This window comes from Pseudonocardia hispaniensis, from assembly GCF_042658695.1.
Classification (GTDB): domain Bacteria; phylum Actinomycetota; class Actinomycetes; order Mycobacteriales; family Pseudonocardiaceae; genus Pseudonocardia; species Pseudonocardia hispaniensis.
The window spans coordinates 114,944-138,408 of record NZ_JBHSQW010000014.1 but is presented as its reverse complement, the minus strand read 5'-3'; the positions used below and the strand labels follow the sequence as shown (position 1 = coordinate 138,408).

The 23,465-nt window shown below is 72.4% G+C and carries 25 protein-coding genes; 5 read left to right on the top strand and 20 right to left on the bottom strand.

The features are described 5' to 3' along the window. Positions 1-37 precede the first annotated feature (37 nt). Positions 38-247, top strand: coding sequence for a hypothetical protein (locus tag ACFQE5_RS07040; protein WP_379583997.1), 210 nt, complete (start codon positions 38-40; stop codon positions 245-247). Between the two features lie 65 nt (positions 248-312). Here the strand turns inward: ACFQE5_RS07040 and ACFQE5_RS07035 are convergent, their stop codons facing one another. The 7 genes from ACFQE5_RS07035 to dapE all read right to left on the bottom strand — a co-directional run bounded on the left by ACFQE5_RS07035 (position 313) and on the right by dapE (position 5,308). Beyond that, positions 313-480 carry a DUF3117 domain-containing protein gene (locus ACFQE5_RS07035; protein WP_084795897.1) on the bottom strand — a complete coding sequence of 56 codons (168 nt, stop codon included), beginning with the start codon at positions 478-480 and terminating at the stop codon, positions 313-315. A 196-nt stretch (positions 481-676) separates the two neighbouring features. Continuing rightward, entirely contained in the window at positions 677-1,027 is a 351-nt protein-coding gene (locus ACFQE5_RS07030; RefSeq protein ID WP_379583996.1) for a DivIVA domain-containing protein, read from the bottom strand. Next, entirely contained in the window at positions 1,012-1,995 is a 984-nt protein-coding gene (locus ACFQE5_RS07025; protein WP_379583995.1) for a glucosyl-3-phosphoglycerate synthase, read from the bottom strand. Before ACFQE5_RS07025 ends, ACFQE5_RS07030 begins: the two co-directional genes overlap by 16 nt. Before the next feature lie 8 nt (positions 1,996-2,003). Beyond that, a complete protein-coding gene (gene folP, locus ACFQE5_RS07020) occupies positions 2,004-2,891 on the bottom strand; it encodes a dihydropteroate synthase (RefSeq protein WP_379583994.1) in 888 nt (295 codons plus the stop codon). Beyond that, a complete protein-coding gene (locus ACFQE5_RS07015) occupies positions 2,888-3,454 on the bottom strand; it encodes an LOG family protein (RefSeq protein WP_379583993.1) in 567 nt (188 codons plus the stop codon). The genes folP and ACFQE5_RS07015 overlap by 4 nt, the downstream gene beginning before the upstream one ends. Further along, positions 3,454-4,221 carry an LOG family protein gene (locus ACFQE5_RS07010; RefSeq protein WP_379583992.1) on the bottom strand — a complete coding sequence of 256 codons (768 nt, stop codon included), beginning with the start codon at positions 4,219-4,221 and terminating at the stop codon, positions 3,454-3,456. The genes ACFQE5_RS07015 and ACFQE5_RS07010 overlap by 1 nt, the downstream gene beginning before the upstream one ends. Positions 4,222-4,246: 25 nt before the next feature. Further along, on the bottom strand, positions 4,247-5,308 hold the full coding sequence (gene dapE, locus ACFQE5_RS07005; protein WP_379584075.1) for a succinyl-diaminopimelate desuccinylase: 1,062 nt from the start codon (positions 5,306-5,308) through the stop codon (positions 4,247-4,249). A gap of 130 nt (positions 5,309-5,438) precedes the next feature. Between dapE and dapD the strand changes: the two genes are divergently transcribed. After that, positions 5,439-6,377: a 2,3,4,5-tetrahydropyridine-2,6-dicarboxylate N-succinyltransferase gene (dapD, locus tag ACFQE5_RS07000; RefSeq protein WP_379583991.1), complete on the top strand. Its 939-nt coding sequence runs from the start codon at positions 5,439-5,441 to the stop codon at positions 6,375-6,377. Between the two features lie 45 nt (positions 6,378-6,422). Further along, on the top strand, positions 6,423-7,373 hold the full coding sequence (locus ACFQE5_RS06995; protein WP_379583990.1) for a CHAD domain-containing protein: 951 nt from the start codon (positions 6,423-6,425) through the stop codon (positions 7,371-7,373). Here ACFQE5_RS06995 and ACFQE5_RS06990 read toward each other — a convergent pair. From ACFQE5_RS06990 to fdxA, 3 genes are read right to left on the bottom strand one after another with little or no spacing between them, the layout of a single operon-like run. After that, positions 7,348-8,583: an MFS transporter gene (locus ACFQE5_RS06990; protein ID WP_379583989.1), complete on the bottom strand. Its 1,236-nt coding sequence runs from the start codon at positions 8,581-8,583 to the stop codon at positions 7,348-7,350. The genes ACFQE5_RS06995 and ACFQE5_RS06990 overlap by 26 nt on opposite strands. Then, positions 8,580-9,680 carry a succinyldiaminopimelate transaminase gene (gene dapC / locus ACFQE5_RS06985; RefSeq protein WP_379583988.1) on the bottom strand — a complete coding sequence of 367 codons (1,101 nt, stop codon included), beginning with the start codon at positions 9,678-9,680 and terminating at the stop codon, positions 8,580-8,582. Before dapC ends, ACFQE5_RS06990 begins: the two co-directional genes overlap by 4 nt. Next, a complete protein-coding gene (gene fdxA / locus ACFQE5_RS06980) occupies positions 9,677-10,003 on the bottom strand; it encodes a ferredoxin (protein WP_379583987.1) in 327 nt (108 codons plus the stop codon). The genes dapC and fdxA overlap by 4 nt, the downstream gene beginning before the upstream one ends. A gap of 149 nt (positions 10,004-10,152) precedes the next feature. On the opposite strand from fdxA, the gene ACFQE5_RS06975 reads away from it, so the two are divergent. After that, positions 10,153-11,142 carry a GNAT family N-acetyltransferase gene (locus ACFQE5_RS06975; protein WP_379583986.1) on the top strand — a complete coding sequence of 330 codons (990 nt, stop codon included), beginning with the start codon at positions 10,153-10,155 and terminating at the stop codon, positions 11,140-11,142. A gap of 8 nt (positions 11,143-11,150) precedes the next feature. Here the strand turns inward: ACFQE5_RS06975 and ACFQE5_RS06970 are convergent, their stop codons facing one another. The 10 genes from ACFQE5_RS06970 to typA form a co-directional block, all read right to left on the bottom strand. Further along, on the bottom strand, positions 11,151-11,909 hold the full coding sequence (locus ACFQE5_RS06970; RefSeq protein ID WP_379583985.1) for a hypothetical protein: 759 nt from the start codon (positions 11,907-11,909) through the stop codon (positions 11,151-11,153). After that, the gene (locus tag ACFQE5_RS06965; RefSeq protein WP_379583984.1) at positions 11,902-12,285 is read right to left on the bottom strand and encodes a hypothetical protein; all 384 of its coding nucleotides are present in this window, start codon (positions 12,283-12,285) and stop codon (positions 11,902-11,904) included. The genes ACFQE5_RS06970 and ACFQE5_RS06965 overlap by 8 nt, the downstream gene beginning before the upstream one ends. A gap of 8 nt (positions 12,286-12,293) precedes the next feature. Further along, the gene (mshB, locus tag ACFQE5_RS06960) at positions 12,294-13,166 is read right to left on the bottom strand and encodes an N-acetyl-1-D-myo-inositol-2-amino-2-deoxy-alpha-D-glucopyranoside deacetylase (protein WP_379583983.1); all 873 of its coding nucleotides are present in this window, start codon (positions 13,164-13,166) and stop codon (positions 12,294-12,296) included. Between the two features lie 68 nt (positions 13,167-13,234). Beyond that, a complete protein-coding gene (locus ACFQE5_RS06955; RefSeq protein ID WP_379583982.1) occupies positions 13,235-14,251 on the bottom strand; it encodes an ABC transporter ATP-binding protein in 1,017 nt (338 codons plus the stop codon). After that, positions 14,248-15,309, bottom strand: a complete 1,062-nt coding sequence (locus ACFQE5_RS06950; protein ID WP_379583981.1) for an ABC transporter ATP-binding protein — start codon at positions 15,307-15,309, stop codon at positions 14,248-14,250. The genes ACFQE5_RS06955 and ACFQE5_RS06950 overlap by 4 nt, the downstream gene beginning before the upstream one ends. Before the next feature lie 37 nt (positions 15,310-15,346). Further along, positions 15,347-16,291 (bottom strand): ABC transporter permease, encoded by a 945-nt coding sequence (locus ACFQE5_RS06945; protein WP_379583980.1) that lies wholly within the window; start codon positions 16,289-16,291, stop codon positions 15,347-15,349. Next, on the bottom strand, positions 16,284-17,264 hold the full coding sequence (locus tag ACFQE5_RS06940) for an ABC transporter permease (RefSeq protein WP_379583979.1): 981 nt from the start codon (positions 17,262-17,264) through the stop codon (positions 16,284-16,286). The genes ACFQE5_RS06945 and ACFQE5_RS06940 overlap by 8 nt, the downstream gene beginning before the upstream one ends. 122 nt (positions 17,265-17,386) lie before the next feature. After that, complete coding sequence (locus ACFQE5_RS06935) at positions 17,387-19,141, bottom strand: ABC transporter family substrate-binding protein (protein WP_379583978.1); 1,755 nt, start codon at positions 19,139-19,141, stop codon at positions 17,387-17,389. 224 nt (positions 19,142-19,365) lie between these two features. Continuing rightward, positions 19,366-21,162, bottom strand: a complete 1,797-nt coding sequence (locus tag ACFQE5_RS06930) for an ABC transporter family substrate-binding protein (protein ID WP_379583977.1) — start codon at positions 21,160-21,162, stop codon at positions 19,366-19,368. 53 nt (positions 21,163-21,215) lie between these two features. Beyond that, a complete protein-coding gene (typA, locus tag ACFQE5_RS06925) occupies positions 21,216-23,111 on the bottom strand; it encodes a translational GTPase TypA (RefSeq protein ID WP_379584074.1) in 1,896 nt (631 codons plus the stop codon). Between the two features lie 91 nt (positions 23,112-23,202). Between typA and ACFQE5_RS06920 the strand changes: the two genes are divergently transcribed. Beyond that, positions 23,203-23,409: a hypothetical protein gene (locus ACFQE5_RS06920; RefSeq protein WP_379583976.1), complete on the top strand. Its 207-nt coding sequence runs from the start codon at positions 23,203-23,205 to the stop codon at positions 23,407-23,409. The last annotated feature ends 56 nt before the right edge of the window (positions 23,410-23,465 follow it).

The window sequence follows — 23,465 nt, the reverse complement described above, 5'->3', positions numbered from 1 at the left end:
AGAGGCCAAACACAGTCATATATTACCGGAGGACATCGTGACGCTGCGGGGGATGCGCTGCGCGCAATGCGGCTGGCCCAGCGAGGAGACCGAGGTGCTGTCGACGCACCACACGTCCGAGGGGTGGGTGCGCTATCGGCGCTGCGCCTGCGGCGAGGTCTCGATCGAGGTGGTCACGCTGGCGGACCGCCGCGGGACGCACTCTCAGCTCGTGCACGACCCGGCCGCGGCCGCACTGCCCGTCTGACCGCTGATCGGCCGGACATCGATGGCCCGGTCGCCGGCGCGGCGACCGGGCCATCGGATGAGCGGTCAGCCCGTTGCGGCCTTGAGTGCGTCGCCGAGGTCGCTGGCCTCTTCCGGGGTCATCTCCACGACCAGGCGGCCGCCGCCCTCGAGCGGGACGCGCATCACGATGCCCCGACCCTCCTTGGTCACTTCCAGTGGACCGTCACCGGTCCGGGGCTTCATCGCCGCCATCTCGTGCTCCCTCCGTATCTACTCGTCCAGGGCGCCGGTGCGCTGGGGAGCGCGCACGGGCGGGGATGCCGTACCATTCTCCCCCATCGCTCCGCGGTGCGTACAACCGGAGCGATCAATGCGACGGGGCACCGCCGCTGTTCACGCTGTGCATTCGCGCCATCGCGCTGCGTCGGCGGAGCCGCTCTCGCAGGGGTCACCGGCCGTCCTCGCCGCGGTGGGTATCTCCCGCCGCGGCACAGGTGGACTCCAGCTGCGCGAGCCGGGCGCGCAACTCGTCGCGTTCGGCGCACCGCCGGTCGAGCTCCTCGGCCAGCCGGTCGAGCACCCAGTCCACCTCTGCCATCCGGTAGCCCCGTACCGCCTGCGGAAACTGCAGCTGGCCGACGTCCCGGCCGCTGATCTCACCGATGGGCAACCGGGTGGGCGTCACGCCGGGAGCGAGCGGGGCGAGTTCCTCCCCGCGTCCGAAAACCGCGGCAGCCAGCCCGAAGACCACCACCGCCACCACGAGTACGACCAGCAGGTAGATCAGCGCGGTCCCCATGGATCAAATCTCACCACGGGGGCGGGAGCGGGGCGACCACCCGGGAACACCACCTCCCGCAGCGGTGGGCGCTCCAACACCTCGACACGGTGCGGCGAGGGCAGCCACTCGCCGTCGATCTGCCGGAACTGGGTGAGGGCGTCGCCGGAGTCGGACACCCCGCAGCGGCGCAGCACGGCGGCCAGGATCTGCCGGGCCATCACCCCGAGCTGGAGCAAGGACCGGTTGCGGTGCTTGCGGACCCCGAGGTTGACCTGGGCCAGACCGTCGAGGCCGAGCCGGTCGCAGGTGTCGATGAGCAACCCGATCTCCACGCCGTAGCCCGCCGCGAACGGCACGGACTCCAGCAGCTCACGGGTCGCGGCATACTCCCCGCCCAGCGGCTGCACCACCGCCGAGAGCTGTGGGCGCAGCGCCGCCAACAGCGGCCTGGCCAGAAGCTCCGTGACCCGGCCGCCGCCGGTGTCGTTCTGCACGGTCTCCAGCCGCAGGGGGCGCCGGTAGAACCCCTTGACCATCGCCACGCCCGGCACCGTGAGCAACGGGCCCAGCAGCGCCGGGACGAAACCCGCGTCGAAGTCGACGAGATCGGAGTCCAGGAACACCACCAGATCGCCCTCGGTCGCCGCCAGCGAGCGCCACAGCACCTCGCCCTTGCCCGGCACCGGTGCCAGATCGGGCAGCACGTCCTCGCGGTGCACCACCCGCGCCCCGGCCGCGGCGGCCCGCTCGACCGTGCGGTCGGTCGAACCGGAGTCGACGACGACCAGCTCGTCGACCAGCGGGTCCGGCCCTCGGGTCAGGGGGACGATCGCGGCCACGATCGCACCGACCGTTGCCTCCTCGTCGAGCGCGGGCAGCACGACCGACACCCGCCTGCCCCGTTTGGCCGCGGCCAGCTCGTCGACGGTCCAGCCGGGTGCCTGCCAGGTCCGCTGCGCGAACCACCGCTCGGTGACGGCGTCCATGCCCCTCCTCAGGCCAACGCGCGCACGGTGCGCGCCGGCGGCCGGGTGCCCAGGATCGAGGCGACCATGTCGACGGTGCGGCGGGTGGCGGCCACCTCATGCGCCCGGAACGCCATGGCCCCGGCCGCCGCGGCCAGCGCCGTCGCCGCGAGCGTGCCCTCCAGCCGCTCGGTCACCTCCGTCACCCCCAACGTCTCCCCGACGAAATCCTTGTTCGACAACGCCATCAGCACCGGCCATCCGGTCGCGACCAGCTCGTCGGCGCGGCGCAGCAGGGCCAGGCCGTGCCAGGTGTTCTTCCCGAAGTCGTGGGTGGGGTCGATGAGGATTCCGGCCCGCGGCACACCGAGCGCGACCAGCTTCTCGGCCTGCCCGGTCAGCTCCTCGATCACCTCGGCGACGACGTCCGCGTACCGCACCCGGTGCGGGCGGCGGCGCGGGATCGCCCCGCCGGTGTGCGAGCAGACGATGCCGACACCCGCTTCGGCGGCGACCTCGCCGAGCGTCGGATCGGCCCCGGCCCACGTGTCGTTGAGCAGGTCGGCGCCCTCGGCGACCGCGCGCCTGCCGACCTCGCCCCGCCAGGTGTCGACGCTGATCACGATGTCCGGGTGCCGGTCGCGGACCGCGGCCACGAACGGCACCACCCGGCGGATCTCCTCCGCGGCGTCAACCTCCGGGCCGGGGCCCGCCTTGACCCCGCCGATGTCGATGATGTCGGCGCCCTCGGCGACCGCGCGGTCCACCGCCGCCATCGCCGCATGATCGGAGAACGTCGCACCGCGGTCGTAGAACGAGTCCGGCGTGCGGTTGACGATGGCCATCACCAGCGCGCGGCCGGCCGCCGGGACGCGGCTGCCGAACCGCAGCCCGGGAGTGACCCCATCGATGGTCATGACACCGATGCTGGCATGTCATCGACCGAGGCGCAGGCGTCCAGCGCCGTCGCCACATCGGTGGCAACGACGAGCCGGGCCAGCGCCTGCGGGCTCACGAAGCCGCGTTCGACGAGCTCGTGCAGCCAGGCGAGCAGCCCGGCCCAGTGGCCGTCCGGGTCGAGCAGCACCACCGGCTTGGTGTGCATGCCCAGCGTCCCTGCCGTCCAGGTCTCGAAAAGCTCCTCGCAGGTGCCGATACCGCCGGGCAGCGCGAGGAAGGCGTCGGTATGCGCCTCCATGACCGCCTTTCGCTCCCGCATGGTGTCGGTGACCAGGAGCTCGTCGGCGAACACGTCGGCGACCTCGCGGTCGACCAGTGCGCGCGGGATCACCCCGATGGTTCGCGCGCCGCCGTTCCGCGCAGCCGCCGCGACCGCGCCCATCATCGAGACGCGGCCGCCGCCGGAGACGAGGTTCCAGCCGCGTTCGGCGATACCGGCCCCCACCGCGGTGGCCAGCTCCAGGTAGCGCTCGGGTACCGAGTCCGACGAGGCACAGTAGACGCAGACGGTGTAGCGCATCAGTGCGTCTCCTCCCAGGCCCGGTAGGCCTCGTGCACCACCTTCACGGCGTCGTCGATCTCATCGGTGAGGTGGATCAACCCGAGATCCTTCTCGCTGATCTTGCCGCTGGCGACGACGGTGCGGACGATCCAGTCGTAGAGCCCACCCCAGTACTCCTCGCCGAGCAGGACGACCGGGAACTTGGTGACCTTCTTGGTCTGCACCAGGGTGAGCGCCTCGAACAGCTCGTCGAGCGTGCCGAACCCGCCTGGCAGGCAGACGAACGCCTGCGAGTACTTCACGAACATCGTCTTGCGGGCGAAGAAGTACCGGAAGTTGATCCCGACGTCGACCCAGTCGTTGAGGCCCTGTTCGAACGGCAGCTCGATGCCGAGCCCGACGCTCAGCCCGCCGGCCTCGGAGCAGCCGCGGTTGGCGGCCTCCATCGTCCCCGGCCCGCCACCGGTGATCACCGCGAAGCCCGCATCGGCCAGCGCGGCGCCCAGGGCGCGCCCCAGGGCGTACTCGGCGTGATCACGGGGGGTGCGGGCCGAACCGAACACGGTCACGGCACGCGGGAGCTCGGCGAGCGCACCGAAGCCCTCGACGAACTCGGCCTGGATGCGCAGCACCCGCCAGGGGTCGGTGTGCACCCAGTCCGAGGGGCCGCGCGAGTCGAGCAGCCGCTGGTCCGTGGTGGTCGGCTCGATGCGATGCTCCCGGCGCAGCACAACGGGCCCCCGTTGCTTCTCCTCCGGGCGCGGACGGTCACCGTCTCGGGTCATCCGTCAAGACTAATGACGGTTGGTGTCAGCTCAGGAAACGCGTGAGCACGCTCGCGCATCGCGTGATCATCGAGATGTCGACGCTCTCCTCACGGGTATGCGCCTGGTTCGGGTCGCCGGGACCGTAGTTGAGGGCCGGGATGCCGAGAGCGGCGAAGCGGGCGACATCGGTCCAGCCGTACTTGGCCCGTGCGGTGGCTCCGGTCGCGGCGAGGAACTCCTGCGCCGCGGGTGTCGACAGTCCCGGCAGCGCACCCGGTGACAGGTCGGTGATCGTGAGGTCGAAACCGTCGAACACCTCGCGGACGTGCGCGACGGCGGCCGCTGCGCTGCGGTCGGGGGCGAACCGGAAGTTGACGGTGACGACGCACTCGTCCGGGACGACGTTGCCCGCCACGCCGCCCGCGATCCGCACGGCCTGCAATCCCTCGCGGTAGCGGCAGCCGTCGATCTCGACCTGGCGTGCGGCATAGGTCGTGAGCCGCTCCAGAACGGCGCCCGCGTGGTGCACGGCGTTGTCGCCCAGCCAGGAACGGGCCGAATGAGCCCGGCGCCCCTGGGTCCGCACCTGTGCCCGCAACGTGCCCTGACAGCCCGCCTCGACCGTGCCGTTGGTCGGCTCGCCGAGGATGGCCAGGTCCGCGCTCAGCCATTCGGGCAGCTCACGCTCAATGCGGCCCAGGCCGTTGCGGGCGGCCTCGACCTCCTCGCAGTCGTAGAGGATCAGTGTCAGGTCGTGCCGCGGCCGGGTCAGGGTGGCCGCCAGATGGACGATGACGGCGTCCCCGGCCTTCATGTCCGACGTGCCGCAGCCGAACAGGAGGTCCCCCTCGCGTCGGCCGGGCAGGTTCCCGGCGACCGGAACCGTGTCGAGATGCCCGGCGAGCAGCACCCGCCGTTCCCGGCCGAGCCGGGTCCGCGCGAGCACCGCGTCGCCCGAGCGCACGACCTCCAGGTGCGGGGCCTGGGCGCACAAGGCCTGCTGCAGCGCCGTGGCCAGCACCGCCTCGTCGCCCGACACGCTCGGGATGTCGACGAGCGCGGCGGTGAGGTCGATCGGATCGGCGGTCAGGTCGAGGGTCGGCACGGCGGGCACGACCTGACGCTACCGTCCGGCCGCAACGCCGGGCGCCGACCCGGCGTCCGTGGCCGCCGTCCGCGCTCGAGCCGGCATCCGGAGGGCGCCGGACCACCTCCGCCGGTTACCGTTGCCACCCGTGAGCACCGCACTGCACGCCGAGGGCGCATCCGGCACCGGACTGGCCACCGTGACCGCCGACGGGACCGTCCTGGACACCTGGTACCCGGCACCGGCCCTGGGCTCGGGCGCCGCCCGCGACGCGGCCGCCGAGCTGGAACCCCTGGTCGGCGCGGACCCGGCACGGGGGGTACGGACGAGCATCGTCCGCACCGAGATCGCCTCGCTGGCCGATCCGGCCACCGACGCGCACGACGTCTACCTGCGGCTGCACCTGCTCTCGGCGCGGCTGGTCCGCCCGCGGGAGATCAACCTCGACGGCGTGTTCGGACTGCTCGCGAACGTCGTCTGGACCAACCACGGTCCGTGCGCGGTCGCCGGGTTCGAGCTCGTCCGGGCCCGGCTCAAGGCGCGCGGCCCCGTCGTCGTGTACGGCGTGGACAAGTTCCCGCGGATGGTCGACTACGTGCTCCCCACCGGGGTGCGCATCGCCGACGCCGACCGGGTCCGGCTGGGCGCGCATCTGGCCGAGGGGACCACGGTCATGCACGAGGGGTTCGTCAACTTCAACGCGGGCACCCTCGGCGCCTCGATGGTGGAGGGGCGGATCTCGGCGGGCGTCGTCCTCGGCGACGGCTCCGACCTCGGCGGCGGTGCCTCGATCATGGGGACGTTGTCGGGTGGCGGGAAGGACGTCATCTCGGTCGGCAAGCGCTGCCTGATCGGGGCCAACGCCGGGATCGGGATCTCCTTGGGCAATGACTGTGTGGTCGAGGCCGGGCTGTACGTCACCGCGGGTACCAAGGTCACGCTGCCCGACGGCAGCACCCTGGCGGCCCGGATGCTGTCCGGGAAGGACGGGCTGCTGCTGCGCCGCAACTCGGTGACCGGAGCGGTCGAGGCACTGCCGCGCACCGGCGACGGCATCGCGCTCAACGAGGCGCTGCACGCCAACTGAACGTTACGGGCGAACGGAATCATTCGGGTGGCCTAGAATGCGGCCGTGTCCGCTGCTGCGCCCCGTCGTGCCCGACGTGCCCCGACCGGCACACATCTGGTCGAGCTGCCGAGGCCGGTGACCGCGAAGCCCGGCGACCCACCCGTGCACCAGGTTCGGGCGGCGCTGGATCTGCGGCTTCGGGCGCTGCTCAGCCACGACCCGGGCACCCGAAGCGGAGTCGACATCGAGGACCTGCACCAGATGCGGGTCTCGGTGCGCCGCATGCGGGCCACGCTCAAGGCCGCCCGGCCGCTCCTGGACGCCGAGTGGGCCGACGAGCTGCGCACCGAGCTCGGCTGGCTGGGCGGAGCCCTCGGCCCGGTGCGCGACCTCGACGTCATGCTGCTGCGGCTGCGCGGTGAGCTCGCCACGCTCCCGAAGAACGAGCGGAAGGCCGGCGACGTCCTCGTCGGCGCGCTGGTCCGCGAGCGGGTGGCGGCGCGGGAAGTGATGATGGCCGCTCTCGAGGCGCCGCGCTACACCTCGCTGCTCGAGAGCCTCACGGCGGCGATCCGGGGGCCGCTGCCCACGGCTCCGGCCGGCGGGGATCAACCCGAGCTCATCGATCTGGTCCGGACCGAGGCCCGCAAGCTCGAGAAGGCCGTCGCCCGCGCGGGTACGGACCCGTCGGACGAGACCCTGCACGCGCTGCGCATCCACGGCAAACGCCTTCGCTACACCGCAGAGCTGACCCAGCCCGCCCTCGGCAAGCCGGTCACCCGGCTGCTCAGGGCCACCGAGCACCTGCAGGAGGTGCTCGGCGACCACCAGGACGCCTGCGTGGCCGAGCAGCGCATCCGCGGCCTGCTCGACGATCTCGGCGAGTACCCCGACGCGCACGTCGTGTTCGTCGCCGGCCGCCTCGTCGAGCGCGAACGCACCCGGGCCGAAGCCAAGCGCGGCGAATGGCGGGACGCGTGGCTGGCGGTCAGCCGGCGGGCGGCGGAGCTGTAGCGGCCCGTTCGGGTTCGACCGGGGCGTCCCCGGGACGGGGCCGGTCCCCGATCCGCCAGATCGCCGTGGCCTGCAGCAGCCCCGCGGCCAGCAGCACCGCGATCGCGGCCGCGAACCCGCCGGTGAGGTCGATCAGCACGCCCATCAGCAGCGGACCGGCGCCGGCGGCGGCGTAGCCGACGCCCAGCGCCAGGCCGCTGACCGCCGCACTGGAGTCGCCATCGGGGGTGCGCCAGGCGATCACCGCCAGGCCCAGCGGGAACCCGGCACCCAGCCCGACCCCCACCAGCACCACCCACAGCCACGGTCCGAGGAGCCCGAGCTCGGGCACCAGCAACGCCCCGAGGGTCCCGGCGATCCCGCAGGCCAGTGTCGTCCCGGACCAGAACCGCCAGCGCCTGCGACGCTCGGCCAGCATCGGCACCAGCAGGGCCACCGGGATCTGGGTGATGCTCCAGACCCCCAGCAGCAGCCCCGCCCGCTGCGCGCTCCAGCCCTGCGCCTGGTAGTAGGGCGACAACCAGGTCAGCCAGCCGTAGAACATCATCGACGTGCCCACCATGTAGCAGGCGGCGCGGCGGGCGAACGGGTCGCGCACCGGCAGCGGCAGCCGCGGCGCCGCCCGGTCCGGGCCGCCCATCCGCCAGGCCACCGGCGTCCAGGCGGCCACCGCGAGCACCGCGGGCACCGCCCACACGGCGAGCGAGACCGACCAGCCGCCCAGCGCCACGGCCAGCGGGACGGCGGCGGCGCTCGCCGCCGTCGCCCCGACCATCATCGACACGACGTAACCGCCGGTCGCAGCGCCCGCCCGGTCGGCGAGGTGTTCCTTGACCACCCCGGTCAGCAGCACCCCGGCCAACCCGATGCCCAGGCCGATGAGCACGCTGCCACCGATGAGCGGGCCCAGCGCCGGAAGGCCGCGCACCAGGCTGCCGAGGGCGACGAGTCCCACCGAGATGCCGAGGGCGCGCTCACGCCCGAACCGGCCACCGAAGGCCGAGCCGGCGAACGAGCCCACCGCCATCATCAGCACCGCCGAGGCCTGGACGAGCCCGGCGGCGCCCGCGGAGATGTGCAGCTCGTCGCGGGCGGTCTCGATCAGCGGCGGATAGCCGGCCAGCGCCGCCCGAAGGTTGGCCGCCAGAGCGAGCAGGCCCAGCAGCACCACGATCGGGCGGACCGACCGGGACCCCCCGGATCCGGTCACGAGGTCAACCGGCGCACCGCCGCGTCGATCCGCTCGTCGCTCGCGGTGACGGCCACCCGGACATGCTCCGCCCCCGCCGCCCCATAGAACTCCCCCGGTGCCACCAGAACACCATGCGCGGCCAGGTCGCGAACGGTCAACCGGCAGGGCTGACCCGCGGTCGCCCACAGGTACAACCCGGCCTGCGAATGGTCGACCCGCAGCCCGGCCTTCTCCAGCGCATCGCGCAGCCGGGCCCGTCGCGCGTCGTACACCGCGGCCTGCGCGGCGATGTGCTCGTCGTCGGCCACCGCCGCGGCCATCGCGGCCTGCACCGGCCGCGGCAGCATCATCCCGGCGTGCTTACGCACCTCGAGCAGACTCGCCACCAGCGCCGGGTCGCCCGCCACGAACGCGGCCCGATAGCCCGCGAGATTCGACGACTTCGACATCGAGTGCACGGCGAGCAGGCCGGTATGGTCGCCGCCGCAGACCTGCGGGTGCAGCACTGAGACCGGCGCCGGGTCGGCGTGCCCCGGCAGCGCCAGATAACACTCGTCGGAGGCCACGACGGCGCCCCGGTCCCGAGCCCACGCCACGACCGCGCGCAGCCGCTCCACCGGCAGGACTCGGCCCGTCGGGTTCGACGGCGAGTTCAGCCAGACCAGCCGGACCCGGCGCGGCCCGGCCGCATCGGGCTGGTCGGAACGCAGCCAGTCGGCGCCGGCCAGCCGGGCGCCCACCTCGTAGGTGGGATACGCCAGCTCCGGGATGACGACGACGTCACCGGGCCCGAGCCCGAGCAGCGTGGGCAGCCACGCGACGAGTTCCTTGGAGCCGATCGTGGGCAGTACCGCGGCCGGGTCGACCTCGGACACGCCGAACCGCCGCACGAGTGAGGCGGCGATCGCCGCACGCAGCGCGGTCGGTCCGTGCGTGGTCGGATAACCGGGCTCACCAGCGGCGGGACCGGTCAGCGCCGCCCGGACGACGGCCGGAACCGGGTCGACCGGCGTGCCGACCGAGAGGTCGACGATGCCGTCCGGATGGGCCTCGGCCAGAGCCTTCTCCCCGGCCAGCGAGTCCCAGGGAAAATCGGGCAGCGCGGTCGGTCTCACTCGTCGTGCGACTGCGGGGGCAGGCTCGCGGCCGGCTCCATGTCACGAGCGATCTTACCCACCTTGGACGCGCCACCCGGCGAGCCCAGCTCCTCGAAGAAGTCGGCGTTCGCCTTGGTGTAGGCCGACCACTGCTCGGGGACGTCGTCCTCGTAGTAGATCGCCTCCACGGGGCACACCGGCTCACAGGCACCGCAGTCGACGCACTCGTCGGGGTGGATGTACATCATCCGACCGCCCTCGTAGATGCAGTCCACCGGACACTCTTCGATGCACGCCTTGTCGAGCAGATCGACACAGGGCTCAGCGATCACGTAGGTCACTTCGGTGGTCCTCCACTCGGGCAACAGAACGCTCCCAGTATCACCCTCTGGTCCGATCACTTCGGGACCGGGGGACGGTACGCGTCGCCAGGCAGACTAACCCGCCCTGAACGCCCATTGCGCGGCAGGTGCGGAAGGATGGCCCCATCATGGGCACGGCCGAGCAGTTGGACACGCTGGTGGGCTCCCGGGTCGCGCTGCGGCACCGGATCGGCGAGCGCGATGGGCGCCCACTGTTCACCGATGTCGTCGGCGAGCTGTCCGACGGGGGCGTGCGCGAGGGCGTTGCGACGGTCGTCGTGGCCACCCGGCGCGGACCCGTCGCGGTGGCCCGCTCCGCCGTCGCCGCCGTGCGAGCGGTGCCGCCGGCCCGGCCGAAACGGCCGTCGTGGCAGGCGGTGGCCCGGCTGGAGTCGTTGTGCGCGGACGCCTGGCCCGCGCTGGTCGATCGCCCGCTGGGGGACTGGCGGCTGCGGGCCGCACACGGTTTCACCGGACGGGCCAACGCGGCGCTGGCGATCGGCCACCCGGACGCACCGCTGCCCGCCGCGCTCGCGGCCGTCCAGGCGTTCGCGGCCGAGCATGCGATCCCGCCCCGCGTCCAGGTGCCGATCGGCTCTCCCTGGTCCAGCGCCGTCGCCGCCGAGGGCTGGGTGGTCGACGAGGAGCATGATCCGGGACCGCGGATCGGCGTCCTGGTGGCCGACCTGGACCGGCTGGCGACGGCGCCCGACCGGCCCGGGCTGCGGGTCGAGATCGGCCCCCGGCCCGGCGCCGAGTGGTGGGCGCTCGCGCTGGGCGGGCCACCGACCCCGGCGCAACGGCGGGTGGTGGCACCCGAGAGCGGCCTGCGCACAGGTTTCGGGAGCGCCCGCGGCCCGGACGGCGAGACCGTCGGCGTTCTCCGGGCCGCCGTGGTGGCCGACCACCTCTATCTCGCCCTGGTGGCGGTTCGGCCCGAGGTCCGGCGCACCGGGGTGGCCACCGCGCTCACCGCGGCCGCGGCGCGGTGGGGGCGGGAGCGAGGCGCGCGCTGGGCGGTGCTGCAGGTGGAGCTGCGCAACACCGGCGCGCTGGCGTGCTACGAGGCGCTGGGTGCCACCGAACACCACCGCTACCACTTCCTCGTCCCCCGGTGACGGGCGGCTCAGCGGGCGGCCATCCAGTCATGTGCCTTCCGTGCGGCCCGTTTGAGCCCCGACCACTCCCCGAGGTACCGCCCCATGACGCCGACGAGGGGCACCATCTGGATCGCATCGTGGTAGAAGCGTCCGTGCGGTCGCTTGTCCAGTTCGTCGGAGTACGCGAACAGGGCCCGCCCCAGGCGCCACACCGCACCCGCGATCTGGCGCAGGGTCGGGGCCGACCGGCGGTCGGCGAGATCACCGGTCAGCTCGGCCGCCCGCGCGGCGACGACGGCGTCGTCGGCCGGACTCAGCGCCCGCGGGGTGAGGTCACGCCGGAACAGCACCGCCCCCAGCAACGCGACCAGCGTTTCCTCGTCGGTGATTCCGTGCTCGCCGGCGAGCGCACACAGCAGCAACCCCTGACCGGCCGCGGCCACCGTGTCCGACACCGGAAAGCTGCGGGCCAGCGCCCCACCCAGCCCGGGAACCGCCGCGATCACGGTCGTGAACCGGCCGACCCGGTGGATCCACCACTGGCACCGCTGCTCGACGTCCATCGCGGCCCAGGCCGCCGTCCCCGGCACCTTGACGGAGGCCAACGCGTCCAGCGCCCTCTCACGCAGGCGGCGCTGCTCCATCGACCCGGGCGCCGCGCCCTGCGCCCGCGTTTGCAGCCCGAACGGGTCGGCCTCGCGCAGCCCGGTCAGAACCGGACGCGCGGCCCGCACGAACGGTCGTAGGACGGCGACGACCGCCGCGTCGCTGATCGCTTCACCCACGTGCGCTCCCGGCCGGGCGAGAACGCTCCCCCGCCGCGCGGGTGTCGTGCAGGTCGAGGGCGCGGCGCCAGGCCAGCAGCCCGGTCGCGAGCCCGGCGATCACCAGAAGCAGCGACTGCCACGTCCCGGGCAGCAGCGCGTCCCCGCCCGGTCCGGCGAGCCCGAGGACGCCGGTGACGAGCACCCACACCAGAATCGGCGATCCGGCGACCGCCGGCGCGGTGTCCACCTCGGCCGCCCGCCGGACCAGCCACGGCAGGGTCACCGCCACCACGACGGTCCCGATCGGTGCGGGCACGGCACCGATGTACGACGGCTGGAACATCAGCTCCACGGCGGCCAGCAGCGCCGAGTCGACGAGCAGCACGGCCAACACCGCGACTCTCACGGTATGACGCCGTCGAACAGGTCGGTCTCGGTTCGCGCCGCCCCACCGGCCAGCACGAACTCCTCCACGTCCAGCAGCGGCTGGGCGACCCCGTTGCTCATCGCGAACGCGACGGTGTCCCCGCGCTCCCAGACGCTGATCTGGGTGGCGTGCGCGCGCATCGCGGCGATCCGGGCCGCCCGCTGCGCGGCGACGTCGATCCGGGTGGTGATCCGCTCATCGGCGACGCTGGGCAGCTCGTCGGCGGCGGGGAGCCGGAACGGCATGCCGTTGCGCCCGGACAACGCGGCGAGCCCGGCCGCGAGGCCGGACCGGCCCACCGCGGTGAAGTAGACCTTCTGCACGTCCGGCGTGGCCTCGGCGGCGGCGACGGTGATCTGGTGCGCACGGACGTGATCGGGATGTCCGTAGCCACCGTCGTCGGAGTAGCTGACCACGACCTGTGGGCGCAGCTGCGCGAGCAGCGCGCGCAGCTGCGCGACCTGCTCGTCGAACATCGCCGGGTCGGCGAACGCGCGCGGGTGCAGCTCGGCCGGGGTGGCCGCCCGGACACCGTGCCCGGCGAGCACCATCCCGGAGTCGCGCCAGCGGCCGACCCCACCCAGGAAGCGCTGGTCGCGCAGGCCCAGCGCGGCCGCTGCGCGAGCCAGCTCACCGATGCGGTAACCCCCGAGCTGGTCGGCGCGGTCCGGGGCCAGCTCGGCGAGCTCGGGCGGGATGACCTCGCCCTCCTCGCCGAGCGTGCACGTCACGAGGGTGACCGCGGTATCCGGTTCGGCGGCGTAGCGGGCGATCGTGCCGCCGGTGGTCAGCGTCTCGTCGTCCGGATGCGCATGCACCAGCACGAGCCGACGCGAAGGAAGCGTCACCGCCTCAGCATCGCAACTCGCGGCGTCGGCGCTGCTGCCGGGGTGGTTCGGCGGCGACCGCCGAGGCTTCAGAGCAGGCGTCGCTGCCGGGCGTAGTGGCAGGCCACCGGATGGCCCTGCCCGCGGTCGGCGAGCTCGGGCTCGGCGTCGATGCACTGGCTGCGCTCCGCCTCGCTCAGCTCGCCCGCGAAGGTGGGACAGCGGGTGCGGAACCGGCAGCCGCTGGGCGGCGAGACCGGGTTGGGCACGTCCCCCACGACGGTGATCCGCTCCCTGGCCCGCTCCTTGCGTGGGTCGGGCAGCGGGATCGCCGAGATCAGCGCCTGGGTGTAGGGATGCGCGGGACCGGAGAACAACTGGTCGGCCGGGCCGGTCTCGACGATCTTACCGAGGTACATCACGGCGATCCGGTCGGCGATATGCCGCACGACCGACAGGTCGTGCGAGACGAACAGGTACGCGAGCCCCAGCTCCGACTGCAGTTCGGCGAGCAGGTTGAGCACCCCGGCCTGGATCGACACGTCGAGCGCGGAGACCGGCTCGTCGAGCACCAACACCTTGGGGCGCAGGGCCAGCGCTCGGGCCACCCCGATGCGCTGGCGCTGCCCGCCGGAGAACTCGTGCGGGAACCGGTTTCCGTGCTCGGGTTTGAGCCCGACGGTCCGCATCAGGTCGCGCACCTGCTCGCGGCCGCCACCGGCGTAGCGACCGTGGATGCGCAGCGGCTCGGCGATGATCTCGTTGACCGGCAGCCGCGGATCGAGCGAGGCGTACGGGTCCTGGAAGACGATCTGCAGATCGCGGCGCAGCGCCCGCATCTCCGTGGTACTCAACGCCGTCAGGTCCTGGCCCCGGTAGCGGACGCTGCCCGAGGTGACGGGCAGCAGCTGCAACACCAGGCGCGCCGTCGTGGACTTGCCGCAGCCGGACTCCCCGACCAGCCCCAGCGTCTCGCCCTCGGCGAGCTCCAGCGACACCCCGCACACGGCGTGCACCATGCCGACATCGCGGCGGATCAGGCCCTTGGAGCGCACCGGGAAGTGTTTGACCAGGTCCCGGACCTCCAGCAGGGGGGCGGCGCTCATGACGTCGCGTCCGTTCCCTCGGCGAACGTGGACAGCGCCGCGGCGTCGGTCTCCGCGCCGCGGAACAGCTGGTCCGCGCTCACGTCGACGAGCTCGTCCGAGAAATGGCAGGCCGCCAGGTGGCCCGCACCCGTGGTCGCCAGGAGCTCGGGCTCGCTCTGCTCGCAGCGCTCCCGGGCCAGCGGGCAGCGCGGCGTGAACGGGCAGCCGGGCGGCATGTTGATCAGTGACGGCGGGGAGCCGCTGATCGGGGTGAGCCGCTTGCTGGGCCGGTCGAGCCGGGGCAGGCTGCCGAGCAGGCCGAGGGTGTAGGGCATCCGCGGGGCGTAGAAGACGTCGTCGGCGCTGCCGACCTCGACGAGTTTGCCCGCGTACATCACCATCACCCGGTCGGCCTGGCCCGCGATCACCCCCAGGTCGTGTGTGATCAACACCATCGCCGCGCCGGTGCGGTGCTGCGCGGTCTCCAGCGCCTCCATGACCTGCGCCTGCACGGTCACGTCCAGCGCGGTCGTCGGCTCGTCCGCGATGATCACATCCGGGTCGTTCGCCATCGCGATCGCGATGACGACCCGCTGGCGCATGCCGCCGGACATCTCGTGCGGGTAGGCGTTCGCCCGCTGCCTCGGGTTCGGGATCCGCACGACCTCGAGCAGCTCGACGGCCCGATCGAGCGCCGCGGCCTTGCTGACGTCGTGATGCGCCCGGACCGCCTCGGCGATCTGGTATCCCACCGTGTAGACCGGGTTCAGCGAGGTCATCGGGTCCTGGAAGATCATCGCAATGCGTTTGCCCCGGAACCGGCTGAGTTCGGCGTCCGACGCGCCCAGCAGTTCGGTTCCGTCGAACCGGGCCGATCCGCTGACCTTGGCCGAGCGCGGGAGCAGACCCATCACCGCCAGCGAGGTCACCGACTTCCCGGAGCCCGACTCCCCCACGATGCCCAGCACCTCGCCACGACGAAGTTCGTAGTCCACCCCGCGCACGGCCCGTACCAGCCCGTCGTCGCTGGGGAAGGAGACGGTGAGGCCGGAGACCTCCAGGAGGGTGTCGGTCATGATTCCGCCTTCGCGGGAGACAGCACGTCGGCGGGGGTCACTGGCGCACCTTGGTCTGCTGCGGATCGAACGCGTCGCGCAGGCCGTCACCGATGAAGTTGATGGTCAACGCGATGACGATGATGAAGATGCCGGGGAAGTAGAACAGCCACGGCCGGGTCGTCAGCGCCGTCTGGGCCTCGCTGACCAACAGCCCCAGCGAGGTGTCGGGGCTTTGCACACCGAACCCGAGATACGACAGCGCGGTCTCCAGCAGGATCGCGAGCGCCACCAGGATCGTCAGGTTCACCAGGAGCGAGCCGAGCGCGTTGGGGATCAGGTGCCGCAGGATGATGCGGGTGTGGGTGGCCCCCAGCGCCCTGGCCGCCTCGATGTACTCCTTCTCGCGCAACGAGAGGATCACTCCGCGCGCCACGCGCGACACGTACGCCCAGTACAGCCCGGCGATCACCAGCGCGATCAGGTACCAGGTCCCGCCGAAGTTGTGCGCGAGCATCGCCGCGACCGCGATCAGCGGCAGGGTCAGCACCAGGTCCGAGATCCGCATCATGATCGTGTCCGCTCGACCGCCGAAGTAGCCGGCCACCGAGCCCCACAGGGTGCCGACGGCGGTCGCGAACAGCGCGACGAGCACCGCCACCTGCAGCGAGATCCGCGTCCCGCGCAGCACCTGGGCGAACTGGTCCCGGCCGACGGCGTCGGTGCCGAACGGGTGGTCCAGCGACGGCGGCTGCGAGTTGTCCGGGGTGATCTGGCCGGCCTCGTAGTGCCAGAGCGCGCCGCCGACGTAGGCCAGCAGCACGACCGCCAGCAGCACGAGCAGACTGATCATCGCGGCCCGGTGCTGCACGAAGCGGCGCAGCACCAGCTGGGCCTGGCTGCGCTGTTCGACGGTGAACTCGCGCTCCGGTGACGCGGCCGGCCCGGGTTGCGCCGGGGCGGACGCCGGAGCCGAGGAGGCCTCACGGGCGGTCTCAGGCATAGCGGATCCTGGGGTCGAGGACGCCGTAGAGCAGGTCGGCGATCAGATTGAACCCGATGACGATGGTGGCCGCCACGAGCAGCCAGGACGACGCGGCGTAGACGTCGTCGGCGCGGATGGACTGGAGCAGGAAGTCGCCCATCCCCCGCCACTGGAAGACCGTCTCGGTGACCACCGCGCCGCCGATGATCGCGGCGATGTCCAGCGCCGTGACGGTGGTGAGTGGGATCAGCGCGGTGCGCAGCGCGTGCTTGACCAGCACCCGGCGTCGCGACAGCCCCTTCGCCCTGGCCAGCCGGATGTAGTCGCTGTTGATCACTTCGAGCATCGAGGCACGGGTGAAGCGGCTCCACGCGGCGTACGAGATCAGCGCGAGCGAGATCGTCGGTAGCACCATGTGCCCGAGCACGTCGGCCACCTGGGCGCCGAACCCGGACGGAGGCGGAACCGAGCTCGCGCCGATCGTGTAGAGGACCTGGTCACCCATCGCGTTGTTGAACTCGATCCCCCCCTGCTTGAGCAGGATCGCCAGCCAGAACGAGGGCATGGCCAGGAACAGGAAGCCCAGGAAGGTCGCGGTGTAGTCGACCGCGGAGTACTGCTTCACCGCGCTGATCACGCCGACGACCACCGCCAGGATCAGCGCGATGACCATCGCGAGCGCGATCAGCCGGAGCGTGACCCAGAACCGGGCGCCCAACTCGGATCCGATGTCGACGGTCGAGACCACCGAGGGGCCGAAGTCGCCGCGGAACAGGCCGCCGAGCCAGGCGAAGTAGCGCGGGATCAGCGGCTGGTCCAGATGCAGCCGCTGCGTCTCCGCGGCGATGACGTTCGGCGGCGCGGGTGGGTTCTTCGCCAGCAGGGGGTCGAGGGGGTTGCCCGCGAACGTTCCCAGCGCGAAGACGATGAAGGACGCGACGAGCAGGATCGGGATCGAGATGAGGATCCTGCGCACTGCAAAGGCGAGCATGCAGGCACTTCCTCCGGCAGAACGGGCGGAACGGTGCTTGTGGCACCGAACCGGCGCTGGTCAGGTGAACGACCGAGGTGCCTCCGGGCGGCCTGGGTGGCCGCCCGGAGGCACCTGCCGGGTCAGCTCGCGGGCCGCAGGCCCCATTCGGCCGTGTTGTAGGTCGGGCCGTCGAGCGAGGAGTTGTTGCGGACGTTGGCGACGCTGTTCTGCACCGCCACGAACGTCGGCTTCTGGTAGAGCGGCAGGACGTAGGCGTCCTCGGACATGATCGTGCTCGCCTGGTTGAGCTGCTGAGCGGCGGCGGCCTCATCGGTGGACGAGGCGGCCGAGTTGATCAGCTCGTCGACCTGGGCGTTCTTGTACTTGCCGTAGTTGCTGCCCGAGTCCGAAAGCCACAGCTGCTGAGCGCCGCCGTACGGGAACGGCGAGGCCACCCAGGCGTAGACGATGACGTCGAAGTCGCCGGTGGTCAGGGTCTTGCCGAGCGAGTCGGTCGTCTGGATGTCGACGTTGACCCCGAGCTGCTTGGCGGACTGGGCGAACAGCTCGCTCTCGTGCTGGCGGATCGCGTTACCCACGGTGTAGCGCATCCGCAGCGTCGGCACCGGCTGGCCGTCGGGTGCCACCAGCGCGGTCCCCACGCCGGTGTAGCCCGCGTCGGTGAGGATCTTCTTCGCGGCGTCGACGTTGCCGGCGCCCTGCCCGGTCGGGGTGATCGTGTCCTCATACCCCTGCTGCTGCGGGACGAACATGGGGCTGCCCAGCGGCTTCACGTCCGGGTTGAACTGGCCGACGCTCTTGGCGATCATCTCCTCCCGGTTCACCGCGGTGTACAGCGCCTGCCGCAGCGGCTTCTCGGCCAGGAACGGGTTGACCAGGTTGAGCTGAAGCAGCTCCCACGTCAGGCCCATGCCCTGCGCCTGCGACACGTTCGGGATGTCCTTCACCTGCTGCACGAGGTCGACCTGCGGCTGCGGGTACAGCACCTGCACCTCGTTGTTCTGCAGCGCGATCGGTTCCTGGGTCGCGTCGGTGATCACCCGCAGCACCAGCCGGTCGAGCCTGGGCTTCTCAGCCCCGAACCACTTCGGGTTCGGCACCAGGGTGAGCGCGATGTTGTCCTGCCAGTTCTCGACCTTGTAGGGGCCCGCGGTGTAGTTCGGCACGGTCGTGCCGAAGTAGTCGAAGGCCGCCTTCAACCCGGCCGGGGTGTTCAGGTCGCCCTGCTGCGCGGCGATGTGCGCCGGGTAGAGCGGGTTCGCCGAGCCGAAGGGGCCCTTCCAGTCGGTGTAGGGCTTGGTGTAGGTCACGGTGACGGTCTTGCCGCCGTCCGCGCCGGTCACGCTGGTGATCTGGTCGTATCCGCCGTTGCCGGCCGCCTCGCAGTCCGGGCAGTCCCGGCCGTTCTGCGTCTTCCAGTTGAAGACGAAGTCGTCGGCCGAGACCGGGGTGCCGTCGTCCCACACCGCCGCCGGGTTGATCTTGTAGGTCACCGTGAACGGGTCGGTGCTGGTGACCTCGGCCGAGGTCATGAAGTCGGTGTTCAGCGTCGAGGTGAGGTCGGGCGCGGTGTAGAAGGTGTAGGGCAGCATGGGCTTGGTGGCCATGCTGGTCTCGAAGACGTTCCCCTCCGAGGACGTCACGTTCCAGTTGGGGATGTTCTTCTCGATCGCCATGGTGATCTGCCCGCCCTGGCGGAGCTGATCGACGGGCACGCCGTTGCACGTGTTCGGGTTGGTCGCGCAGTCGGCGAACTCGCCGGTGTTGGTGCTGCCATTGCCGCCACCCCCGCCGCCACCACCCCCGCAGGCCGCCAGCACCATGGCCGCCGCGGCAGTGACCGCGACGATCGATCCCAGTCTCGACCTTCTCATCGCTTCAGTAGGCCTTTCTGCATTGTGGGGACGCCTGCCGAGACATCCCCGGGACTCGGGCCGGAGCGGCACAACGCCGACCTCGCTCCTGGCCAGCACCGTAGGAAGACCACTGTGGCGCGTCATCCAGGGATCAGCGATCGTGACCAAAGGGAGACCAGAGATCGACGTAGCGGCACCGACGACCTACCCGACAGTAACCTAGCGCAACCGGACATCGCGGCTCATTCCGTCGGCTGGACCCACCGCTGCGCACCGGTCATCGGGCCGGTCTGCAGCGGCCCCGGGCCGATCCCGGTCGCGGCATCCGCGGCCGGTGTGCTCACGACGAGCGTCACGGGCTCGAAGAGCGGCAGCGCGGGCAGCTGCGCCCACAGCACACGCTCCACCGCCGCGGTCGTCGCGGGGTCCGCGGGTTCGGTCAACAGCCGGTACAGGAGCGGCTGCAGCGCGGGAAAACAGAACCCGGTCGGCGTCGCGGGCGGCTCGGCCACCCCGGTCGTGGGGTGTGGGCAACCGTAGTCCGACGCGAGCCGCGAGCCGAGGTCACCGCCGACCACCCGGGGCAGCACCAGCAGGTCGACCTGCACGCCGCCCGGCGCGGCCGGGACGGGGGTGCTGGTCGGCGCGGCGGACGATCCGGTCGAGGACGGCGTGGCCGGTGTCGGGCCGGGCGCGGCATCCGTCGGCGTCGGCGGGGCGCTCGTCGGCGGCGGGGTGGGCGGCACGGGCCCTCCGGCGAACAGGTCCACGGCGGGCGGCGCGACGACCGCCGCGCCCACCCCCGCCGCGTCGAGCTGCGCCGCGATGGCCTCCGCCAACCGGACGTCCTGCGGGCGTTCGGCGGCGGCTCCGACGACCAGCCGAAGCGGCTGCCCGTCCCGGCCCCATCGGCCGTCGGCATCGCGGACATACCCGGCCGCGGTGAACGCCCGCTCGGCCGCTCCCGGATCGGGGTGCACCGGTGCGCCGGCCGGTGCGGTGGGCGCGTACCCGGGCTCGGCGGGGGCGAGCCCGAAGGCGTCGGCGACCAGCGCGTCGGGTGCCACCGCCGCCCGCAGCGCCGCGCGGTCGAGCAACCAGGCGAGGGCATGGCGCACCCGGGGGTCGCTGACCGGGCCCCCGTCGGCGCGCATGCCGAGGTCCGTGACCACCGGCTGCGGGGCCTCCTGGACGCGGACCCCGGGCCCGAGCGCCGACAGCGCCTGGCGCACCATCGGGCTGGCCTCGGGCAGCGCCACATCCACGTCGCCGACGCGCAGCCCGTCGGCCATCGTCGTCGGGTCGACCCGGCGCAGCACGATCTGGTCGAGCGCCGCAGGCGTCGCCCAGTACTGGTCGTTACGGGTGAGCTGGATCTCGCCCCGGGCCCGGTCGACCGAGACGATCCGGAACGGGCCGCCCGACGCGGGCAACCCGCCGGCGAGCGCGCCGGTCCACGACCCGGGTGCGTCCTTGAGGATGTGCGCGGGCAGCAGCCCCGAGAACAACTGCTGCCACTGCGGGTAGGGCCGGGAGAACACGACGTCGACGGCCTTGCCACCGGCCCGGGACCGCACATCGGTGATCAACCGGTAGCCCGCGGCGTCGACCACGCCGGGCTGGCTGCGCATCTGCTCCCAGAGGTAGACGAAGTCCTCCGCGGCGATCGGCGCATTCGACGACCAGGACGCCTTGACGTTCAGCTCGTAGCTCACCGTGAACGGGTCGGTGGCCACGACGCGGGCGCTCGTCGCGATCGTCTCGTCCAGGTGCAGCGTCCCGGTTGCGTCCGGCCGGAACACCGAGGGGAGCACCAGGGTGGCCAGCGCCGTCGTCACCACCGACTGGTGGGCGAGCAGATGCGGGTTGAACCCGGCGCCGAGGGCGTCGATCCCGACCACCAGCCTGGTCGGCTCCGCGGCCGCGACCGTGGTGGGCGGCGGCGGTTGCTGCGGCGCGGGCCGGTCGACGCACGCGGCGAGCAACGCGCACAGCAGGAGCACGACGGCGGCGCGGGCGATCGTGCCGATCCGTCTCACCGTCGTCCTCCCCCGGTCCGCCCGCGGCCATCGTCGCACCGCAGGCGTCGACCTCAGCGGGCGGCCGCCCGGGCCCGCGCCCGGGTACGCGCGCGGGCGTGCGAGTCGAGCTCTACCTTGCGGATCCGCACGAACTCCGGGGTGACCTCGACGCATTCGTCGGGCGCGCAGAACTCCAGCGCCTGCTCGAGGGACAGGATCGTCGGCGGGGTCAACCGCACCAGCTCGTCGCCGGTGGACGAGCGCATGTTGGTGAGCTTCTTCTCCTTGGTGATGTTGACCTCGAGGTCCTCGGGACGGGTGTGCTCGCCGATGACCATGCCGTTGTAGACGATGGTCCCCGGACCGACGAACAGCACGCCCCGGTCGGCGAGCTGGTCGACGGCGTAGCCGGTGACGGGCCCGTCCCGATCGGCGACGAGCGAGCCGCGCAGCCGGGTGCGCAGCTCGCCCACCCACGGGGCGTAGCCGTCGAACACATGGCTGGCGATGCCGGCGCCGCGGGTGATCGTCAGGAACTCGGTGCGGAAGCCGATGAGACCACGGGCGGGCACCCGGAAGTCCATCCGGACCCGGTTCTCGCCGTGCACCATCTGGTGCATCTCGCCCTTGCGCGCGGCCAGCAGCTGGGTCACCGCGCCGAGATGCTCGGCGGGCACGTCCACGCTGAGCCGTTCGAACGGCTCGTGCACCCGGCCGTCGACGGTGCGGGTGACGACCTCGGGCTTGCCGACGGTCAGCTCGAAGCCCTCCCGGCGCATCGTCTCGACCAGCACCGCCAGCGCGAGCTCCCCACGGCCCTGCACCTCCCACGCATCGGGGCGCTCGGTGGGCAGGACCCGGATGCTGACGTTGCCGACGAGCTCGGCGTCGAGCCGGTTGCGCACCAGCCGCGCGGTGAGCTTGCTGCCCGGGTGCGGGTCCCGGCCGGCCAGCGGCGAGGTGTTGGTCCCGATGGTCACCGAGATCGCGGGCTCGTCGACGGCGATGCGCGGCAACGGGTTCGGGTACTCGGGGTCGGCGAGGGTGTCGCCGATCATGACGTCCGCGATGCCCGCGACGGCCACCAGGTCGCCTGCGCCCGCGGACTCGGCCGGGACGCGGGTGAGCGCCTCGGTGCGCAACAGTTCGGTGATCTTGATTTTGGTGACGGTGCCGTCGGCCCGGCACCAGGCCACCTGCTGGCCGCGGCGGATCGTGCCCGCGCGTACCCGGCACAGCGCGATCCGGCCGAGGAAGCTGCTGGCATCGAGGTTGGTGACATGGGCCTGCAGCGGCGCGAGCGGGTCATCGGCGGGAGGCGGAATCGTCGCGATCAGGGTGTCGAACAGGGCGTCGAGGTTCGGCGCCCCGGGCAGCTCGCCGTCGGCCGGGCGGGTGCGGCAGGCACGTCCGGCGCGGCCGCTGGCGTAGACGACCGGCAGGTCGAGCAGCTGGCTGGTGGTGGCCTCGTCGAGGTCCAGCTCGTCGGCCAGCTCGAGCAGCAGTTCCAGGCTCTCGTCGACGACCTCGGCGCAGCGGGCGTCGGCCCGGTCGGTCTTGTTGACCACCAGCACGACCGGCAGGCCCGCGGCGAGGGTCTTGCGCAGGACGAAGCGGGTCTGGGGAAGTGGGCCCTCGCTCGCGTCGACCAGCAGCACCACACCGTCCACCATGGACAGACCGCGCTCGACCTCGCCGCCGAAGTCGGCGTGGCCGGGGGTGTCGACGACGTTGATCGTCATCCCGCGCCAGCCGACCACGGTGTGCTTGGCGAGGATCGTGATGCCCTTCTCGCGCTCCAGATCGCCGGAGTCGAGGACCCGGTCGACCGGCTCGGCGCGCTCGCCGAACGCGCCGGCGGCGCGCAGCATGGCATCCACCAGCGTCGTCTTGCCGTGGTCGACGTGCGCCACGATGGCGACGTTGCGCAGCCCGCCGCGGGCGTCCGGGAGACCGCGGTCGGCGATGTCCGGGGCGGCCTCGAGCGTGGATCCGGTGGTGCTCACAGTGCACGTTATCCCGGGCGAGGGGTGGCCCGATCGGGGGAGTACCGGGCCTATGATCAGCGAACGGGCGCCGGCAGCCGCGGCTGGCACGGTCGGGGCTGCCCAGACGACGATCATCAGGTGGAGGCCGGAGGCCTGGCTGACCTCGTTCGGTGTGGGTCCGCGGTCGATCCGCCGCGGGAAGATCGACGGCCGGGAGCCGCGAACCGCGGGGATCGCGGCCGGGGCCGCCGAAACGGCGATCATGGTCAGCCGGTGAGGGATATCACGCCGGGAAGGTGCTCGGCCAACCTCCCCCAGCCAACCTCCCCCAGC

Coding starts and splice junctions, on each gene's coding strand:
- ACFQE5_RS07035 (WP_084795897.1), bottom strand. CDS start 480: ATGGCGGCGATGAAGCCCCGGACCGGTGACGGTCCACTGGAAGTGACC.
- ACFQE5_RS07030 (WP_379583996.1), bottom strand. CDS start 1,027: ATGGGGACCGCGCTGATCTACCTGCTGGTCGTACTCGTGGTGGCGGTG.
- ACFQE5_RS07025 (WP_379583995.1), bottom strand. CDS start 1,995: ATGGACGCCGTCACCGAGCGGTGGTTCGCGCAGCGGACCTGGCAGGCA.
- folP (WP_379583994.1), bottom strand. CDS start 2,891: ATGACCATCGATGGGGTCACTCCCGGGCTGCGGTTCGGCAGCCGCGTC.
- ACFQE5_RS07015 (WP_379583993.1), bottom strand. CDS start 3,454: ATGCGCTACACCGTCTGCGTCTACTGTGCCTCGTCGGACTCGGTACCC.
- ACFQE5_RS07010 (WP_379583992.1), bottom strand. CDS start 4,221: ATGACCCGAGACGGTGACCGTCCGCGCCCGGAGGAGAAGCAACGGGGG.
- ACFQE5_RS06975 (WP_379583986.1), top strand. CDS start 10,153: ATGGGCACGGCCGAGCAGTTGGACACGCTGGTGGGCTCCCGGGTCGCG.
- ACFQE5_RS06955 (WP_379583982.1), bottom strand. CDS start 14,251: ATGAGCGCCGCCCCCCTGCTGGAGGTCCGGGACCTGGTCAAACACTTC.
- ACFQE5_RS06950 (WP_379583981.1), bottom strand. CDS start 15,309: ATGACCGACACCCTCCTGGAGGTCTCCGGCCTCACCGTCTCCTTCCCC.
- ACFQE5_RS06945 (WP_379583980.1), bottom strand. CDS start 16,291: ATGCCTGAGACCGCCCGTGAGGCCTCCTCGGCTCCGGCGTCCGCCCCG.
- ACFQE5_RS06940 (WP_379583979.1), bottom strand. CDS start 17,264: ATGCTCGCCTTTGCAGTGCGCAGGATCCTCATCTCGATCCCGATCCTG.
- ACFQE5_RS06935 (WP_379583978.1), bottom strand. CDS start 19,141: ATGAGAAGGTCGAGACTGGGATCGATCGTCGCGGTCACTGCCGCGGCG.
- ACFQE5_RS06920 (WP_379583976.1), top strand. CDS start 23,203: ATGATCAGCGAACGGGCGCCGGCAGCCGCGGCTGGCACGGTCGGGGCT.